This is a genomic window from Peptoniphilus senegalensis JC140 (assembly GCF_000321025.1).
Taxonomy (GTDB): Bacteria; Bacillota; Clostridia; order Tissierellales; family Peptoniphilaceae; genus Peptoniphilus_A; species Peptoniphilus_A senegalensis.
Genome location: NZ_HE610718.1, coordinates 788,355 through 806,358 on the forward strand (window position 1 = coordinate 788,355; position 18,004 = coordinate 806,358).

Consider the following 18,004-nt stretch of genomic DNA (forward strand, 5'->3'; position numbering starts at 1 on the left):
GCCGGTGGATTTTTATTTGATACAATATTTTATGAAAATTTCATTACTTACACAGAGACTTGTATTATTTATTGTAAAAATATATCTTTAAATGGTATCATAAGATAAGGTGATATTATGAAAAAAACTATTTTAGCCTTGGCTTTGGGAAGTCTTTTAATACTTTCTGCTTGTGGCGATAAAAATGTAAAAAATACAAATGTAAGTGAGACAGATACAAAAGTGAGTGCCGAAAATCCAAGTAAGGAGGCAAAGAAGTATGACATAGAATTTTATGACACCTTTGACACAGTTGTTGATATTGCAATTTATTCTGATGATGAGGATTTTGCCAATGAAAATTTGGAATATGCAAAAAAAAGATATGAGGAACTTCATAAACTTTTTGACAATTACAAAAAGTATCCTGAAGTGACAAATATTAAGTCTATTAATGATAAGGCTGGCATTGAAGCTGTGAAGCTTGATGATACTTTATTTACTTTAATAAAGAATTCTATGGATGATTATTATAATATTTCTCACAAGACAAACATTGCCCTTGGACCTGTGACTAAGCTTTGGAATGAATACAGAGATTTATATGAAGGTGGAAAGACTAAGGAAGAAGTCATTGCCATAAAGGGTAAGGCACTTCCTTCTGATGATGAGCTTGAAGCTCTTCGTCCTTTTACCAAGATGGACAGAGTAAAATTAAATGAAACTGATAAGTCTATTTATATTGATAAGGGTATGTCTCTTGATTTAGGAGCTATTGCAAAGGGTTTTGCCACTGAACTTGTGGCAAAAGAACTAGAAGATAGAGGCGTTAATTCAGCTGTAATTTCTGCTGGCGGCAATGTTAGAGTTATTGGGAAACCAAAAGACGGTCGTGAAAATTTTAAAATTGGAATACAAAATCCTGACATGGAAAATGAAAAAGGCATTATTGCGGTTGTAAATGTTTCTGGTACTTCTATAGTAACCAGTGGCGACTACCAAAGATATTTTGATATTGACGGTGTCAGATATTGTCACATTATAGACCCAGACACTTTAAAACCTGCTATGGGAATGAAATCTGTCACTGTTATTAAGGAAGACTCTGGTCTTTGCGACTTTTTGTCTACTGCTGCCTTTAATTCAACTGATGATGAAATAAAGACGTTGGGAGAAAAAACTGGCTCTGCCATTATTTGGGTTGACAAGGATATGAATATGAAAGCAAATGAAGATGCCAGCAAGTTCATTGATGATCAGGAGTAAATATGAGAAATAATACTCGAGCTTTAATTTTTCATATTTTAATAATTTTTATTACTTTTGCAATTGCGGCACTAATTAATTTGTCTTCAAGCGTGAGAAATTTAGTTTATGGAAATATTCTTTTTAAGGGCATTTTAGTTGCCGTAATCTTAGTCTTGTATTATAATTTTGGGAAACTTTTATCCAAGAAAAATGCAAGAAGCCTTGACTTTTTTGCGGGTAATTTAATTTTTCTCATTGGATTAATTTTATTTTCCCTTGGATTTTTGGGATTAGGAAGAGGTATTTTTTCAGCGGCAGTTGGTGGCTCTTATTGGAAATTTCCCATGGAGTTTTTTCTGATGCCAGAGGTCTATGCTATTAAAATCTTGGGTATAAAATACAATGCCCTTAGCCTTTTTGTGGCGACACTTTTGCCAAGTATTATTTATGGCATGAGCATAAAAATTTCTAGGGCGAAGTTAATTAGAAAGAATAGAACTAGAAGCAGGAGAAAATAGGAGGATTTGTGAAAGATATACTTTATAAATATGACAGTGAAGAGCTTTATGAGCACACTGTAGAGAGACTAAAGGATTTTGGAGTGGAGCCAATTAAAATTGCAAAGCTTGTTCAAGAGCTTCAAGGAGAATACAGCAAGGATCTTGACTTAGAAAGATGCCTAGAAAGTGTAGAGAGCGTAATAAAAAAGAGGGAATCTATCCACGCTATATTAACAGGATTAGCAATTGATGATTTAGCAAATGAAGGAAAGCTTCCTGAGCCAATTCAATCTATTATCCATGATGACGAAGGTCTTTACGGAATAGATGAAATTTTGACTCTTGGTATTGTAAATATGTATGGTACAATTGGCCTTACTAACTTTGGTTACCTTGACAAGAAAAAAATTGGCATAATAAAAGAACTTGATGAAAAGAAAAAAGTTGAGAGAGTAACAACTTTTGCAGATGACTTAGTAGCAGCAATTGCTGCAGCTGCTTCTGCAAGAATAGCTCATCAAAATAGATTATAAAATTTCATAAAATTATAAAATTCGGAAGGTCTTCTTGTCATAGTCAATGAGACCTTCCTTTTTTAGTTTGGAAAGCTCTCTTGATAGTGAGGACCTATTTAAGTTTAAATATTGTGCCAACTCCGTTATGTTGAAGTCAATAGTAAAATATTTTGAGTGGTTTTTTCTTGATTCATTGGACAAGAAATACAAAATTTTTGCACGAGTGCTTTGAAGGGAAAATAAATTTAGTTTATCTCGCATAAATAAATTTTTGCCAGCTAGTATGTCTATAAGGTTGTCCTTAACTTTTTCTCTACAGCTTAAATTTTTAGCTGAGAAGGTCTTGTAGTCGAAGAAAATTATTTGTGAATCTGTAGTTGTAACTACAGAGAGAGGAATTTCTTTTATTCCTCTTATTAGTACAGACTCGGCAAAGAGTGCTGGCGCAGATAATTTTGAGAGAATAGTTTTGTTGCCAAATGCATCGTCAATGGCAAGTTCCACTTGTCCACTTAAAAGAATGCCAATATAATTTATTTCATCGCCTATATTAAAGACAGTGCTCTTGTTTTTATAACTTTTCATGTCAGATAAAAAGTTCTGTACTTCTTCAATTTCTAAGTCATTTAGATTATTAAATAATCGCAAGTTTTTTAGCATTTTTGAAAATTCCATATTACACCTCATATACATTTTAACATTAATAAGAATAAAAATTTAAAAAATTCTATTGATGATTGAAGAAGCAATTGTTAAATGTTAAACTATCAGTATAGAGTGATGAGGAGGATATATGAAAGTTACTATTTGTATGGGTGCTAGGTGCACTCTTATGGGAGCTAATGCTATTTATGATGCAGTAGAATACTTACAAGACCATTTGTGCGGACCTGAATCTGAGCTATGTTCTGCAGAAAACTTGGAAATTGAATTTGCACACTGTTTAAATTATTGCAAAATTCACAACAACGAGGCATCTCCAGTTGTCATAGTTGATGATGAAATTATGCTAAAGGCTACTGCTCAAGAAGTAAGTGCGAAAATTATTGATAAATTAAGAATATAATAAGGGGAAAAGATGAAAGAGATTTATGGAACACTTGTCGACATCAGAAGAAGAGTTTTTGCTGAAGTTGCAAGAATTGCCTATAATGATTTGGATATTTCTACACTAGAGGAGTCCAGCTACAGAATTGTGCCTGGCGAAGTAGCAAAGTATAGAAGTGATATCTTTAGAGAAAGGGCTGTTGTCGACGAAAGACTTAGACTAGCCATGGGGCTAGATGTTAGAGAGATTGGCGTATTTAAAAATGTAACTAATGGTTTTGATAAAGTAGACATAGACACTAATGCTTATGAAAAACCACTTATCAATGTAATAAAGTTTGGTTGTGAAGCTTGTCCAACTAAGGCTTATTATACAACGGACAATTGCAGAAAATGTCTTGCACATCCTTGTATAAATGTTTGTCCTGTAAATGCAATTTCCATGGGAAAGGATAGAACTATAATTGACAAAGATAAGTGTGTAAGATGTGGAAGATGTCATGATGCTTGTCCTTATTCAGCTATTGTAAAATACGAAAGGCCATGTGCTGCTGCTTGTGGAGTAAATGCTATATCTTCAGATGAATATGGAAGAGCAGACATTGACCACGACAAGTGTGTTGCCTGCGGAAGATGTATTGCGGAATGTCCTTTTGGAGCAATTTCCGATAAGACACAAATTTTCCAACTTATTAAGGCAATAAAATCTGGCAAGAAAGTCTATGGAGCTATTGCACCTTCCTACATAGGTCAGTTTGGTGCCAACACAAGTGCCAAGCAAGTAATTGAGGCTATAAAATTACTTGGCTTTGAAGATGTAATTGAAGTTGCCCTTGGAGCAGACTTAACAACTCTTCACGAAGCAAAGGAATACTTAGAAAGAGTACCTAAAGACATACCTTTTATGGGTACAAGCTGTTGTTTTTCTTGGACTCTTATGATTAGAAATGAGTTTCCAGAATTTTTTGAACAAGTTTCTGACTCAGGTTCGCCAATGAGATATACTGCAAATCACATAAAGGCAAAAGACCCAGATGCAGTAGTTGTATTTATTGGACCTTGTACTTCAAAAAAATTAGAAGCAATTGATACAAAAGTTAAATCTGATGTTGATTTTGTAATAACATTTGAAGAGTTAATGGGAATGTTCGTAGCAAAAGATATTGAACCATCAGAAATAAAAGTTGAAGAGGGTGTTGAAGACGGTTCTGCTTTAGGTAGAGGATACCCAATTGCAGGTGGTGTTGCTGAATCTGTCAAAGTTGTTGCAGAAAAAATGGAGCCAGACAGAGACATTCATATTCAAGGAGCACATACTCTTTCTGAATGTATGAAGATGTTAAAAATTGCAAAAGCAGGAAAGCTTGATGGATACTTGCTTGAAGGCATGGCTTGTCCTGGAGGCTGTATAGCAGGTGTAGGTACTGTTGCATCTGTAAATAGAGTTAAAAAACAAATTGAAAAATTCAAAAAAGATTCAATTTATCCTACTCCACTTGAAAATGTAAATATTGAAAAAGAGAGAGAAAGTATTTAAACTTAAAAACTAAACTAAAATAAAATAAAAAAATTTCCCATAAATATTGACAAATGAGGCTATCTAGTCTAAAATATAGGTCATGTTTAAAAAGCCCCGGAATAATTTTTTAAACTATTTAGGAGGAAAATTCATTGAAAAGCTACATGGCTAAAGCAAATGAAGTAGAAAGAAAATGGTATGTAATAGATGCTGAAGGTAAAGTCCTTGGTAGATTAGCATCTGAAATTGCAAGTGTATTAAGAGGAAAGAGAAAACCTATCTTTACACCACATGTGGACTGTGGAGACTTTGTTATTGTTATTAATGCAGACAAGGTTGTATTGACAGGCGATAAACTAAATCAAAAGATTCACGCATATCATACTGGATATCCAGGCGGTAGAAAAGAAATTGTCTATTCTGAAATGATTGAAAAGAGACCAGAAAAAGTTATTGAACTAGCTGTTAAAGGCATGCTTCCAAAGTCAAGACTAGGAAGACAAATGATCAAGAAACTAAAGGTTTACGCAGGAGCAGAACATCCACACGCTGCACAATCACCTGAAGTATATGAATTTTAATTGGAGGTAAGAATGGATACTATACAATACAGAGGTACTGGAAGAAGAAAAAAATCCATCGCTCAAGTTAGACTTCTACCTGGCAATGGAAAATTTACAGTTAATGGAAAAGATATCGAAGAATATTTTGATTATGAAACTCTAAGAACAGTTGCAAAAGAACCACTTGAACTTACTGATACAGAAGCATCTTTTGATGTAATTGTAAAAGTAGTAGGCGGTGGATATTCAGGACAAGCTGGTGCTGTTAGACACGGTGTTGCAAGAGCACTTCTTGAAGTTGACCCTGAATACAGATCAGTTCTTAAAAAAGCAGGTTTCTTAACAAGAGATCCGAGAATGAAGGAAAGAAAGAAATACGGTCTTAAAAAAGCAAGACGTTCTCCACAATTCTCAAAGAGATAATTATATATTATTTTTACAAGAGCCTTGGAAACAGGGCTCTTTTTGCTTGACCTAACCCAATTTGCGAAGCAAATTGTTGGTAGGTCAGCGGCAACCATCTGCCAAAGAGAAGAAGTGGAGCGAACTTCGATTTGCAGCAGATGTCTGACCTTGACCTAAAAAAGTTTGCGAAGCAAATTGATGGTAGGTCAGCGGCAACCATCTGCCAAAGAGAAGAAGCGAAGCGAACTTCGATTTGCAGCAGATGTCTGCCTTTTAAATTAAATTGTTATAAAAATTTAGGGACCCGCCGAGGTCTCTATTTTAATTTAATTATTCACACTTACTTCTACACTTCACTTCATATTTGATGTATAATATGTAAAACTAAAGGGAGGAAAACATGAAAAAGTTTAAGAGAATTTTAGTAGCAAATCGTGGCGAAATTGCAATTAGAATATTTAGAGCAGCAAGAGAAATGGGGATTCGCTCTGTTGCAATTTATTCTGAAGAAGATAGACTTTCCCTTTTTAGGACTAAGGCTGACGAGTCTTATCTTATTGGCAAGGGAAAATCTCCTCTCGATGCCTACCTTGACATTGATGAAATAATTAGCCTAGCAAAGAAGAAAGGTGTAGATGCAATTCATCCTGGCTATGGATTTTTGTCTGAAAATCCTGAATTTGCAAGAAAATGTGAAGAAGAGGGAATAACTTTTATTGGTCCGAAGTCAGAAGTTATGGAGAAATTGGGAGATAAAATAACTTCAAAGATTGTGGCGAAGGAAGCTGGAGTTGCCACTATTCCAGGAATTGAAAAGCCAATAAAAAATGAAGAAGAGGCTCTTTTGTTTGCAAAATCTTGCGGCTATCCTGTAATGGTTAAGGCTGCTGCTGGTGGTGGCGGTAGAGGAATGAGAATTGCAGAGAGTGAGGATGAGCTTTTAGAAAAATTTGAATCTGCAAAGAATGAAGCTAAAAAAGCCTTTGGCGATGATTCAATGTTCATCGAAAAATATCTTCATAAACCAAAACACATTGAGGTGCAAATTTTAGGAGATGAATACGGCAATATTGTTCATCTCTACGAAAGGGACTGTTCAATTCAAAGACGTCATCAAAAGGTTATTGAATACACTCCTGCCTTTTCTCTTCCTAAAGAATTAAGGGAAGAAATTTGTCAAGATGCCCTAAAGATTGCAAGATCTATTGGCTATTCTAATGCAGGTACTGTAGAATTTTTAGTTGACTCCAAGGGCGATCATTTCTTTATCGAAGTAAATCCAAGAGTGCAAGTGGAACACACAGTTACAGAAATGTGCACAGACATCGACATTGTGCAATCACAAATTTTAATTGCCATGGGCTACAAGCTTGATAGCGATGAAATTGGAATAAAGAGTCAAGATTCAATTGAGCACAGAGGTTTTTCTATTCAATGTCGTGTAACTACTGAAGATCCTCTAAATAATTTTATGCCTGATACTGGTCATATTAATTTATATAGGTCATCTTCAGGTTTTGGTGTAAGACTTGATGGAGGCAATGGCTTTACTGGGGCAGTGATTTCTCCTTATTACGACTCACTTCTTGTTAAGGTAATCACTGAAGCAAGGACATGGAAGGATACAATAAGAAAGGCAAAGAGGTCTCTGTCTGAGCTTAAAGTTGGCGGAGTAAAAACTAATATTGGATTTTTGTTAAATGTCTTAAACACAAAAGAATTTCAAGAGGGAACTTGTGACACTGGCTTTATAGAAGAGCATCCAGAGTTATTTGAAATAAAATCTTCTAAGGACAAAGAGTTAAGGTTAATGAAAATTATTGGCGAAATAGTTGTCAATGACTCCAAGGCACTTGAAAAGAATTTTGATGTGCCACAAGTACCAGACTTTGAAAAGAAAAATTTTGAAGGTTACAAGCAAATTTTTGACAAACTAGGTGGAGAAGGACTAAAGAAGTATATTTTAGAAGAGAAAAAACTTCTCTTGACAGATACAACTATGCGTGACGCTCACCAATCTCTCATGGCTACAAGAATGAGGACTATTGACCTTGTGAAGATTGCTGAAGCTTTAAACTATAACATGGATAAACTATTCTCTGTGGAAATGTGGGGCGGGGCAACTTTTGATGTTGCCTACAGATTTTTGCACGAAGATCCATGGGAAAGACTTAAAATTTTGCGTGAAAAAATGCCAAATATGCTTTTGCAAATGTTAATTCGCGGTAACAACACTGTTGGCTACAAAAATTATCCTGACAATGTTGTAGTAAAATTTATAAAAGAATCTTCAAAAAATGGAATTGATTTATTTAGGATTTTTGACTCCCTTAACTGGCTTCCCGGAATGCAACTTTCCATTGACGAAGTTCTTAAAAATGATAAGATTGCAGAAGCAACTATGTGCTACACTGGAGATATTTTAGACGAGTACAGGGACAAGTATTCAATAAAATATTATGTTGATTTCGCAAAGGAACTTGAAAGAACTGGTGCACACATAATTGGAATAAAAGATATGTCTGGACTACTAAAGCCTTATGCAGCTAAAAAATTAATCAAAAGCTTGAAAGAAGAAATTGGTCTTCCAATTCATCTCCACACTCATGACACTACAGGCAATGGAGTTGCAACAATTTTGCAAGCCACAGAAGCTGGTGTGGATATTGTTGATACAGCAGTAAATTCAATGAGTGGTTTAACTTCACAGCCTGCCCTAAACTCTGTTGTGGCTGCCCTTAAAAATACCGACAGGGACACAGAAATTGATTTAGATAAGGCCGAAGATATTTCAAAATATTGGGCAGCGGTAAGACCTGTTTATGCAAATTTTGAGTCTGATTTGAAGTCTGGAACTACAGAAATTTATAAGTATGAAATTCCTGGTGGACAATATTCAAACTTAAAGCCACAAGTAGAAAGTTTTGGGCTTGGTCACAAGTTTAAAGATGTAAAGGAAATGTATAAGCGTGTCAATGAAATGGTTGGCGACATAGTAAAGGTTACTCCTTCATCAAAAATGGTGGGCGACTTTGCAATTTTCATGGTGCAAAATGAACTCACTCCAGAAAATATTTTAGATAAGGGCAAAAATCTTGACTATCCAGATTCTGTCATGACTTACTTTAGGGGAATGATGGGTCAACCTTATGGAGGCTTCCCAAAAGATTTGCAGGATATGATTTTAAAGGGAGAAAAACCTATTACTGTTAGGCCAGGAGAACTTCTTTCTGATGAAGACTTTGATGCAATCAAAAGACATTTGGAAGAAAAGGGAATAGAGCCAAGTGAAGAAGATTTAATTTCCTCTGCACTCTATCCAAAGGTTTTTGACGATTACCTTGACTATATAAAAGAAAATGGGGAAGTTACACACATAGGATCTGATGTATTTTTCCATGGACTAATGGAAGGCGAATCTACAGAGATTTCAATTGAAGAAGGGAAAACTTTAATCGTCACATTAATTGAAATTGGAAAGCTTTTAGAAAATGGAACGAGAAATCTAACCTTTGAAATAAATGGGTCAAGAAGAACTATTAACATAAAGGACGAGACTGTGAAGAGTGGAGAAATTTCTAAGGACGAAAAAATTTATGCGGATCCAAAAAATGAAAAAGAAGTTGGCTCTTCTATACCGGGAAAAATTGTAAAAGTTCTTGTAAGTGAAGGCGAGGAAGTCAAAAAAGGTGATAAATTATTCATAGCTGAAGCTATGAAGATGGAGACAAATATTGTTGCTAACATTGACGGAAAAGTTAAGAATGTCTTTGTAAGAGAGGGCGACATGGTAGAAAGCGGAGAGCTACTTTTGTCCTTTGAATAAAAACTTTCATCTTGGGTAAAATTTTTGTAAGTAGATTTATTTAAAATCAAAAAGGAAGTGTGAAATGAAGAAACTTTATAGGTCACGAAAGGATAGAGTTTTCGCAGGCGTTTGTGGTGGCATAGCTGAATATTTGGGAATTGACTCTACAATTGTTAGGCTGATTACCTTTTTGTTGATTGTGCCAGGAGGACTTAGCATTTGGGTTTATATTGCCCTTGCCATTATTATCCCATCTGAACCCTATGGCAATAGGATAGATGAGAGCTATGGCGAAAGGTTCAAGGAGCCTTACCAAAAAGAAAAACACTACGAAGATAATTACAGAGATATTTATGAAGAACAAAAGAAAAAATCTGATGAAGATTTTTATTAAGAAGAGGTCCAGAGGGGCCTCTTTTTTAGTGGAAATAAATTATTATTCCTTTAAAAAATTTTTGTAAAACACTTCATGACTTGTCCATGAATAATTTTCTGTATTAAATTGTGATTTATTGATACAATAAAGGCGAGGTGTTGTAATTGATTACGCTAGAAGGAATCGTTGAGAGAATTATTTTTAGAAATGAAGAAAATGGTTATACTGTTGCAAGAATTAATTCAACTGATGGCGACCTTGTTATCGTTGGTTCTGCTACTATTTTTAAGACAAATTTAAAATATAAATTCACAGGAGATTTTACATATCATAATAAATACGGCGAGCAGTTTGCCTTTGTGGATATTGAAGAAGTCATGCCTGAGGGCGAAGCTGCAATTATATCCTACCTTTCTAGTGCAATGATACCTCATGTTGGCGAAAAGATGGCAGAGCGAATTGTAAATAAATTTAAGGATGAAACCCTTGATGTAATAGAAAATAATCCTGAGAAGCTTTTGTCTGTTGAAGGCATTGGCAAAAAGAAATATAGGGACATAAAGGAAGCTCTGGACAAACAATATGCTATGCGAAAAATTTTCTTATATTTTTCTAAGTACAACTTGCCAGCTTCTGTGATTTTAAAAATTTATAAGGAGTATGGAGAGGAGTCCATAGATCTTGTAATGAAAAACCCTTACGATTTAATTGGAAGGGTAAGAGGTATTGGATTTAAAAAGGCTGATGAGATTGCAGAGAGTATAGGCATAAAAAAGGACTCTGATTTTAGAAAAATTGCAGGCTTAAAATATGCCCTCATGCTTGCCAATAGGGATGGGCACACCTATCTTCCCCTAGATAAATTAATTAGAGTGTCGGAAAAAATTCTCGGTTTAAAATTTGAAGATACAGATGAAATCGCAAGGACACTAACTCTTGAGAAGAACTTTTTTGTTGAGAGAGATGGAGAGGACTACAACTGTTATATTGCAAGATACCTTGCTGCAGAAAATTATGTTGCAGGTAAATTAAATGATTTAAACATTTCTTTCGATGAAGATAAAAATTTTGACATTGACAAAAAAATTATTGAGACTGAAAAATTTAGAGGAATTGAGCTTTCAAAGACACAGAGAATAGCTGTGAGAGAGGCAATAAATAGAGGAGTCTTTGTCATAACGGGTGGACCTGGAACGGGAAAGACTACAACGCTAAAGGTTTTAATTGACATCTTTGAGTCCATGGATAAGGTCATAAAGCTTGCTGCACCGACTGGAAGAGCTGCTAAGAGGATGAAGGAGCAAACTGGAAGAGAAGCCTTTACCATTCACAAGCTCCTTGAAATTGGTTTTGCAGGAGACATCGGATTTTCAAATGTTGAGGAGCTTGAGTGTGATGTTTTAATCTTAGACGAAGTCTCTATGGTGGATATTCTTCTTATGGAAACACTTCTAAAGGCCATTGAGAGTCCAACTAGACTTATTTTAGTTGGCGACAAGGATCAACTTCCATCAGTTGGTGCGGGAAATGTGCTGGCAGACATTTTGAAGTCTGGTGTAGTAGAGTCTGTGAACCTAGAAGAAATATTTAGACAGTCAGAGCAGTCTATGATTGTAAAAAATGCCCACTTAATAAATAAAGGAGAGATGCCAATTTTAAATGTTGGCGACTTCTTTATGATTGCTGAAAGAGGAGAGGTCAAGGGTCTTGAAGTCATTAAGGATTTAGTTAAGACTAGACTTCCAAATTATTTCAATGTAAGTGAAAGTGAAGTGCAGGTTTTGACGCCAACAAAAAAGGGTAATCATGGTACTCTTAATCTAAATAAAGTTCTTCAAGAGCATCTTAATAAAAATGAGGAGTGCATTGAAGCTCTTGGCAAAAAATTTAAGCTTGGCGACAGAGTTCTTCAGACAAAAAATAATTACGAGCTTGAATCAAAGATTGAAAATGAGTTTTATGAAGATAGACAAAAGGGTGTATTTAATGGAGACTTGGGTTACATTTCAAAAATTGACAAGGAAAATAAAAAAGTCACAGTTGTCTTTGATGATGTGAGAAGTGTTGAATATTCAACTGAGAATTTAGATGAGCTTGCGCTTGCTTATGCCATGACTATACACAAGTCTCAGGGCAGTGAATTTCCTGTTGTTGTAATTCCACTTTATCCAGCCGCGCCAATGCTTCTCACTAGAAATTTAATTTATACAGCCATCACTCGTGCATCAAAGGCTGTTGTCCTTGTAGGGCGAAGTGAATATCTTGTGAAGATGATTGAAAATAATAAAACTGTGAAGAGGTATTCCAACTTGGCAGAAAAATTGAGGAAACAAAATGAAGTTAATTGAAAATAACTGCCCTATTTGTGGAAAGATTGTAAGAAATTATGGACTTTGCTCAGATTGCTCAGATCTTGTGAATAAAGACCCAAGGTTTTATTACGATATAGATGGCTTAGATGATTTAATTGTGGCTTCAACTTATTCTAGTATAATGAGAAAGCTAATAATTGATTTTAAGTTCAAGGGCAAGCTCGCCTATGGAGAAATTATTTCTGAAATTATGATAGAAAAACTTTTGGAGAAAAATTTATCTGAAGAAGTAATAACTTATGTGCCAATGTATAAAAGCCGTGAGAGAAAAAGAGGTTATAATCAGTCCAAAATTCTTGCAGAAAATATTGCAAAAATGATTGATTTAAGGTGTGCAGATGTCTTTGAGAAAGTTAAAGACACAAAATTTCAAGTTGGTCTTAAAAAAGACCAGCGTGAAGAGAATTTAAAAAATGCCTTTGCAGTGAAAAACATTCCAGAGGAAATTATTATTGTTGACGATGTTATAACTACTGGGACAACTATTTCTGAACTTGTAAAAGTTGCAAAAAAATCGGGCATAAAAAAAGTGACTGCACTTATTGCAGCCACAGAGATTGCCTAGTTATCTAAATTTTTGAAAAGTGAATCATGCCTTGGCCAGATATTTAGGGACTTAAAATTTTTCATGGAGTAGAGTGTGGAGTTTATCTCAGCACCAATTAATATAATTATTGATAGGAGATAAAGCCAAACTAAAAAGATTATAATACCTCCAAGAGAGCCATAGGTTATGGAATAATTTCCAAAGTTTGCAACATAGAATCCAAAAACAATGGAAACTATTATAAGTCCAAGTGTTGAAAAAATTGCACCGGGAAGGACTCCTTTAAATGTTACCATGTTAGCTTTGCTATTTGATGGAGAAAATTTATAGAGAAGCATAAAGGTAACTAACATATATATAAGTGGTATTCCATTTTTTGCTAATCGCCAAATTTTGTCAAAGACCTCATTTTCTATGCCAAAATAGTTCATTACATTTTCATATATTATTTCTCCAAATATTTGTGTAAGTATGAGCATAAAAAACATAGTTAGAAGAGATACTGTAAAGAATAGTGCTATGAGTCTTAATTTTATGAAGCCCCTCTTTTCGGCAAAGCCATAGGATGAATTTATTATTTTCATAAGCTTAAATACTGCTGTTGATGCAGTAAAAAGACCTGCCACAAAGGAAATAGTGAAAAAAGAACTAGAAGAGGAATTTTGTAATTCTCTCAAAAAGTTTGCCACGATTTCTTGGATGTCTGTTGGCAAGACATCTATCAAAGAAAATACATATTCGGGAGATAAAATCCCAGAAAAATTAATTGCATTTATTAGGGAAATCAAAAAGGGGAATATGGACAAGACTAAAAAATAAGTGAGACTTCCTCCGTAGGAGAGAGTGTCATGCTCCAATATTCTATATATTAATTTGTCAAAAAAGGTAAAGACCTTTTTGTTCTTTACCTTATCTATAAAATTATTTAAAGTTTTCATTTAACACCTCTAAAGCATTATATATTAAAAATTATGTAAGAACAATTAATTACATGATAAAATAGATTAAAGGATGATGATAATGAATTATAATATATTAGTTTGCGATGACGAGAGAGATATCTTAGACGCAATTGAAATTTACTTAAAGGCGGAAGGCTACAAGGTTTTTACTGCAGAAGATGGTCTAGCTGCTCTTGAGATTTTAAAAAACAATGAAATACATCTTGCAATAATAGACATTATGATGCCAGTAATGGATGGCATTAGTCTCATTATGAAAATGCGTGATGTGACAAATATTCCAATAATTGTGCTTTCAGCAAAAAGTGAAGTTACTGATAAAATAGTGGGCTTAAATGTAGGTGCAGACGATTATATCACTAAGCCTTTTAATGCAGTGGAGCTTACTGCAAGAGTAAATTCTCTAATAAGGAGATATTTTTCTCTTGGTGCATCAGACATCAAGAAGGGCGATTTAAAAATTGGAAGAGTTAGCATTTCTGATGAGTCAAAAGAAGTTAGAGTTGAAGATGAAGTAGTTAGCCTTACTCCTTACGAATACAAAATTTTATATTTGCTGGTAAAAAATCCTGGTAGAGTTTTTTCTTCCAATGAAATCTACGAAAGAGTTTGGGAAGAAGAAGCAATTGATGTTAGAAAAATTATTTCTGTTCACATTTCTCATCTTCGTGACAAGGTAGAAATCAATCCAAGAAAGCCAGATTTAATAAAATCAGTTTATGGCATGGGATATAAAATTGAGGCGAAGTGATGTTTTCTGATTTTAGAGAATATTTGAAGGACATTTTTATAAATCTATCAGATAATATTTTTGTGGAAAATATTTTTGCATCATGTGCAATTATTTTTGAATTATTTAACATAAACAATCATTTTATTGTGACTTGGACAGTTACACTTCTTATTGTGCTATTAAAAATTAAGCGGGGAAAATTTATAGACACAATTTTCACATACAATCTTTTTAAGTATAGAAAGTTTAAAAATTTTAGGCTCTTTGGAACGCTAAATGTGACCTTGTTTATCTTGTATATTTTCTTTTACAGTTTGCTCATAGAAGAGATTGTCCTTTTAAATGTCCTGCTCTTTATGATTCTTAGTGCAGTAATTACAGTTGAAGCTCAATTTGCACAAAATACACTTTCCATTGAGCTTGTGGAGTCCATACTCTATGGTTATGACTTTACTATTCCTAAGCCCTTTGAAAATGAATATCTTGAAAAAATCACAGTGCTAATGGAAGATTTTAAAAAGCGTGATAGGTTGAGACTTGAAGAAAACTTTAGGTCAGAGAAATTAAAGGTGGAGCTAATAACAAATATTTCTCACGACTTAAAGACTCCTCTCACGTCTATAATAAATTATGCAGATCTCTTGTCTAAGAAGGATGAGTTTGACGATGAAGCAAAAAAATTTGTTGGAATTTTAAAGAGAAATTCAACTAGATTAAAGGATTTAATAGTTGATTTGGTATTTGCATCAAAAACTAGCACTAGAGATATTTCTGTGGAGAGATCTTTGGTTGAATTAAATGAAATGATTTTGCAGATTTATAGCGACTACGATTCTCTCTTTAAAAAGAAGGACTTGGATTTTTTATATAATTCAACAAGTGATGAAATTTTAATTTACACTGATGTTAATCTATTCGTAAGAATTGTGGAAAATCTCTTTTCCAATGCAGCAAAACACTCAAAAAGCGGCACAAAAGTTCTTGCGGGTGCCATTGAAAGAGAAGACACCATAGAGTTTTATGTAAAAAATATTATGAATGAAAAACTAAATATGAATAGTGATGAACTCTTTGAAGAACTTTTAAAGGCAGACAGGTCAAGACATTCTGAAGGATCTGGGCTTGGTCTTAACATTGTAAAAAATCTTTCGGAAATACTTGGAGGGGATGTAAAAATCTCAATTCACGGGCAGTGGTTTGATGTGCACGTGCTTCTCTTAAGGGATTCAGAGTGATTATAATTTATTGACAAAGAAGATAAATTGAAATAAAATAAAAAGAAACCACAGGTTTTTCATAATGGCAATTTTAATTAATTGCCATTTTTTTATTTTCAGGATCTTTATAGGGGGACTTATGATCGAAAAATTCGGAATAAAAAGTTTTAATAAGAAAAAGATGAAGGAATCACTTCCATATCCAATTTATTTAAAGTGGAAGGATGCACTTAGAAATGAAAAAGACTTGGATAGAGAAACTGCTGATGCTATTGCTCATGCAATGAAGGATTGGGCGCTAAAAAATGGCGCAACACATTTTGCGCACTGGTTTTTGCCTTTAAGTGGTCACACTGCGAAAAAACACGAAGCCTTTATTTCAAGGACATCGGATGGAGAGCCAATAAATAGATTTTCTGGCAAGGAGCTTGTAAAGGGAGAACCTGATGCGTCATCTTTTCCTAGTGGTGGCATGAGGTCTACTTTTGAGGCAAGAGGTTACACTTATTGGGATTTAACTGCAAATTCTTTTATCATTGGAAATGTCCTTTATATTCCAACTATTTTTATGTCCTATAAGGGCGAAAAACTTGACAAGAGAGGGCCACTCATTGACTCTACAAAAATTTTAAGTAGTGAAGGTGTAAAGCTTGTAAATTTATTCCACAAGGACGAGTATGCCTACAGAATGAGGGTTAAGGTTGGCCTTGAGCAAGAGTTTTTCTTAGTTGACAAGGAAATTTACAATAAGAGAAGTGACCTTAAAAATATTGGCAGGACTATTGTAGGTGCGCCTTCTCCAAAGGGACAAGAACTCTCTGACCACTACTTTGGTCAAATTCCTGCAAGAGTTGAAAAATTTTATAAGGATGTAGATGAGAAACTTTACGATCTTGGAATTTATTCTGAAGCTGAACACAATGAAGTTGCACCAAATCAATTTGAAATGGCAATTTTGTTTGAAAATGTAAATGTTGCAATTGATGATAATCAACTTCTCATGAATATTTTAAAAGAGACAGCCCTAGAAAATGATTTGGTTTGTCTTTTCCACGAAAAGCCCTTTGCCGGCGTAAATGGTTCTGGCAAGCACAACAATTATTCTATTGTCACAAACTACGGACTTAATGTTTTTGAGCCAGGAGACGACCCCTATAATAACAACATATTTTTATTATTTGTGGCAGCGCTTATTGAAGCCACAGACAAATATCAAAGTCTTTTGAGAGTGAGTGCGTCATCAACGTCTAATGATTTTAGGCTGGGTGCAGATGAAGCACCACCAGCTATAGTTTCACTATTTTTAGGGAGTGACCTTGAAAAACTTTTTAAAAGTATAAGAGATGGAATTGAATACAAAAGAGAAGACAATAACACTTTTAGAGGTTACAATCTTTTAAGTGTGCCTAAAGATTCCAGCGACAGAAATAGAACTGCTGCTGTTGCCTTTACTGGAAATAAGTTTGAATTTAGAATGCTTGGCTCATCAAAGACTGGCTCAGACTTAAATATCACTTTAAATTGTGCTATGGCAGATTCTCTTTCAAAAATTCATGAAAAACTTGAGCCTTATAAGGATGATTGTGAAAAAATTAGAGAGCTTGTACTTGAAATTGTAAAAGAAATTATGATTTCTCATGACAGAATAATTTGTGACGGAGACAATTATTCTGACGAATGGAAAGAAGAGGCAAAGAGAAGAGGACTTTCAAATCACAAAACTTATTTTGACGCCTTGATTTCTTTAAAGGACTTTGACTTTACAGACATTTTCTTAAAAAGAGGAATTTACACTGAAAAGGAAATAAGGGCAAGTTATGAAGTAAACCTAGAAGAAGTTGTAATTTATCACTCTTTAGAGGCTAAGATAATGTTATCTATGTTAGAAAAGGACATCATTCCAATGGGACTTTACGAGTTAAAAGATATTGGAGAAGTTTTAAAATTTAAAAATAATGAGATGCTTAACAGCAAGTATGATAAAATTGATAAGATGATTACAAAGCTAATGGAATGCGAAAGTGAAATAGAAGCTTTGCTTTCACATTCAAATAAAATAGATGATATTTATAAAAAGGCAGAGTATGTTGAAAGAAATATTGCCACAAAACTTCTCGCAACAAGAAAAGTTGCAGATGAAATGGAAAAATTGATTTCAAGAAAAAATATTACAATGCCATCTTATGAAGATATTTTTAATTCACTAAGTTAGG

16 protein-coding genes are annotated in these 18,004 nt (G+C 34.2%); 14 read left to right on the plus strand and 2 right to left on the minus strand.

The window, feature by feature from the left end; all coding sequences use genetic code 11:
• Window positions 1-117: 117 nt before the first annotated feature.
• From PTSHG_RS08175 to PTSHG_RS08185, 3 genes are read left to right on the plus strand one after another with little or no spacing between them, the layout of a single operon-like run.
• Window positions 118-1,245: an FAD:protein FMN transferase gene (locus PTSHG_RS08175; RefSeq protein WP_019108411.1), complete on the plus strand. Its 1,128-nt coding sequence runs from the start codon at window positions 118-120 to the stop codon at window positions 1,243-1,245.
• Window positions 1,246-1,247: 2 nt separating this feature from the next.
• The gene (locus PTSHG_RS08180) at window positions 1,248-1,745 is read left to right on the plus strand and encodes a hypothetical protein (protein WP_019108412.1); all 498 of its coding nucleotides are present in this window, start codon (window positions 1,248-1,250) and stop codon (window positions 1,743-1,745) included.
• 8 nt (window positions 1,746-1,753) lie between these two features.
• The gene (locus PTSHG_RS08185; RefSeq protein WP_019108413.1) at window positions 1,754-2,260 is read left to right on the plus strand and encodes a phosphatidylglycerophosphatase A family protein; all 507 of its coding nucleotides are present in this window, start codon (window positions 1,754-1,756) and stop codon (window positions 2,258-2,260) included.
• 12 nt (window positions 2,261-2,272) lie between these two features.
• Here PTSHG_RS08185 and PTSHG_RS08190 read toward each other — a convergent pair whose 3' ends face one another.
• Window positions 2,273-2,917, minus strand: coding sequence for a Crp/Fnr family transcriptional regulator (locus PTSHG_RS08190; protein ID WP_019108414.1), 645 nt, complete (start codon window positions 2,915-2,917; stop codon window positions 2,273-2,275).
• A gap of 118 nt (window positions 2,918-3,035) precedes the next feature.
• On the opposite strand from PTSHG_RS08190, the gene PTSHG_RS08195 reads away from it, so the two are divergent.
• The 8 genes from PTSHG_RS08195 to PTSHG_RS08230 all read left to right on the plus strand — a co-directional run bounded on the left by PTSHG_RS08195 (window position 3,036) and on the right by PTSHG_RS08230 (window position 12,897).
• A complete protein-coding gene (locus PTSHG_RS08195; protein WP_019108415.1) occupies window positions 3,036-3,308 on the plus strand; it encodes an NAD(P)H-dependent oxidoreductase subunit E in 273 nt (90 codons plus the stop codon).
• A gap of 12 nt (window positions 3,309-3,320) precedes the next feature.
• On the plus strand, window positions 3,321-4,826 hold the full coding sequence (locus tag PTSHG_RS08200) for a 4Fe-4S dicluster domain-containing protein (RefSeq protein ID WP_019108416.1): 1,506 nt from the start codon (window positions 3,321-3,323) through the stop codon (window positions 4,824-4,826).
• A 134-nt stretch (window positions 4,827-4,960) separates the two neighbouring features.
• Complete coding sequence (gene rplM / locus PTSHG_RS08205; RefSeq protein ID WP_019108417.1) at window positions 4,961-5,389, plus strand: 50S ribosomal protein L13; 429 nt, start codon at window positions 4,961-4,963, stop codon at window positions 5,387-5,389.
• A gap of 12 nt (window positions 5,390-5,401) precedes the next feature.
• Window positions 5,402-5,794, plus strand: a complete 393-nt coding sequence (rpsI, locus tag PTSHG_RS08210; RefSeq protein WP_019108418.1) for a 30S ribosomal protein S9 — start codon at window positions 5,402-5,404, stop codon at window positions 5,792-5,794.
• Between the two features lie 382 nt (window positions 5,795-6,176).
• Window positions 6,177-9,602, plus strand: a complete 3,426-nt coding sequence (locus PTSHG_RS08215) for a pyruvate carboxylase (protein WP_019108419.1) — start codon at window positions 6,177-6,179, stop codon at window positions 9,600-9,602.
• A 64-nt stretch (window positions 9,603-9,666) separates the two neighbouring features.
• The gene (locus tag PTSHG_RS08220) at window positions 9,667-9,978 is read left to right on the plus strand and encodes a PspC domain-containing protein (protein ID WP_019108420.1); all 312 of its coding nucleotides are present in this window, start codon (window positions 9,667-9,669) and stop codon (window positions 9,976-9,978) included.
• 146 nt (window positions 9,979-10,124) lie between these two features.
• Window positions 10,125-12,308 (plus strand): SF1B family DNA helicase RecD2, encoded by a 2,184-nt coding sequence (recD2, locus tag PTSHG_RS08225; protein ID WP_019108421.1) that lies wholly within the window; start codon window positions 10,125-10,127, stop codon window positions 12,306-12,308.
• Window positions 12,295-12,897, plus strand: coding sequence for a ComF family protein (locus PTSHG_RS08230; protein ID WP_019108422.1), 603 nt, complete (start codon window positions 12,295-12,297; stop codon window positions 12,895-12,897). Before recD2 ends, PTSHG_RS08230 begins: the two co-directional genes overlap by 14 nt.
• Here PTSHG_RS08230 and PTSHG_RS08235 read toward each other — a convergent pair.
• Window positions 12,894-13,817 carry a YihY/virulence factor BrkB family protein gene (locus PTSHG_RS08235; protein WP_019108423.1) on the minus strand — a complete coding sequence of 308 codons (924 nt, stop codon included), beginning with the start codon at window positions 13,815-13,817 and terminating at the stop codon, window positions 12,894-12,896. The genes PTSHG_RS08230 and PTSHG_RS08235 overlap by 4 nt on opposite strands.
• Before the next feature lie 82 nt (window positions 13,818-13,899).
• On the opposite strand from PTSHG_RS08235, the gene PTSHG_RS08240 reads away from it, so the two are divergent.
• The 3 genes from PTSHG_RS08240 (at window position 13,900) to PTSHG_RS08250 (ending at window position 18,003) form a co-directional block, all read left to right on the plus strand.
• Window positions 13,900-14,592: a response regulator transcription factor gene (locus PTSHG_RS08240; RefSeq protein ID WP_019108424.1), complete on the plus strand. Its 693-nt coding sequence runs from the start codon at window positions 13,900-13,902 to the stop codon at window positions 14,590-14,592.
• Window positions 14,592-15,809, plus strand: coding sequence for a sensor histidine kinase (locus PTSHG_RS08245; protein ID WP_019108425.1), 1,218 nt, complete (start codon window positions 14,592-14,594; stop codon window positions 15,807-15,809). The genes PTSHG_RS08240 and PTSHG_RS08245 overlap by 1 nt, the downstream gene beginning before the upstream one ends.
• A 121-nt stretch (window positions 15,810-15,930) precedes the next feature.
• The gene (locus PTSHG_RS08250; RefSeq protein ID WP_019108426.1) at window positions 15,931-18,003 is read left to right on the plus strand and encodes a glutamine synthetase III domain-containing protein; all 2,073 of its coding nucleotides are present in this window, start codon (window positions 15,931-15,933) and stop codon (window positions 18,001-18,003) included.
• Window position 18,004 lies beyond the last annotated feature (1 nt).

Excerpts from the sequence above, each read along its gene's own strand:
- PTSHG_RS08175 (WP_019108411.1), top strand. The coding sequence starts at position 118 with ATGAAAAAAACTATTTTAGCCTTGGCTTTGGGAAGTCTTTTAATACTT.
- PTSHG_RS08180 (WP_019108412.1), top strand. The coding sequence starts at position 1,248 with ATGAGAAATAATACTCGAGCTTTAATTTTTCATATTTTAATAATTTTT.
- PTSHG_RS08190 (WP_019108414.1), bottom strand. The coding sequence starts at position 2,917 with ATGGAATTTTCAAAAATGCTAAAAAACTTGCGATTATTTAATAATCTA.
- PTSHG_RS08195 (WP_019108415.1), top strand. The coding sequence starts at position 3,036 with ATGAAAGTTACTATTTGTATGGGTGCTAGGTGCACTCTTATGGGAGCT.
- PTSHG_RS08200 (WP_019108416.1), top strand. The coding sequence starts at position 3,321 with ATGAAAGAGATTTATGGAACACTTGTCGACATCAGAAGAAGAGTTTTT.
- rpsI (WP_019108418.1), top strand. The coding sequence starts at position 5,402 with ATGGATACTATACAATACAGAGGTACTGGAAGAAGAAAAAAATCCATC.
- PTSHG_RS08215 (WP_019108419.1), top strand. The coding sequence starts at position 6,177 with ATGAAAAAGTTTAAGAGAATTTTAGTAGCAAATCGTGGCGAAATTGCA.
- PTSHG_RS08220 (WP_019108420.1), top strand. The coding sequence starts at position 9,667 with ATGAAGAAACTTTATAGGTCACGAAAGGATAGAGTTTTCGCAGGCGTT.
- PTSHG_RS08230 (WP_019108422.1), top strand. The coding sequence starts at position 12,295 with ATGAAGTTAATTGAAAATAACTGCCCTATTTGTGGAAAGATTGTAAGA.
- PTSHG_RS08235 (WP_019108423.1), bottom strand. The coding sequence starts at position 13,817 with ATGAAAACTTTAAATAATTTTATAGATAAGGTAAAGAACAAAAAGGTC.
- PTSHG_RS08240 (WP_019108424.1), top strand. The coding sequence starts at position 13,900 with ATGAATTATAATATATTAGTTTGCGATGACGAGAGAGATATCTTAGAC.
- PTSHG_RS08245 (WP_019108425.1), top strand. The coding sequence starts at position 14,592 with ATGTTTTCTGATTTTAGAGAATATTTGAAGGACATTTTTATAAATCTA.
- PTSHG_RS08250 (WP_019108426.1), top strand. The coding sequence starts at position 15,931 with ATGATCGAAAAATTCGGAATAAAAAGTTTTAATAAGAAAAAGATGAAG.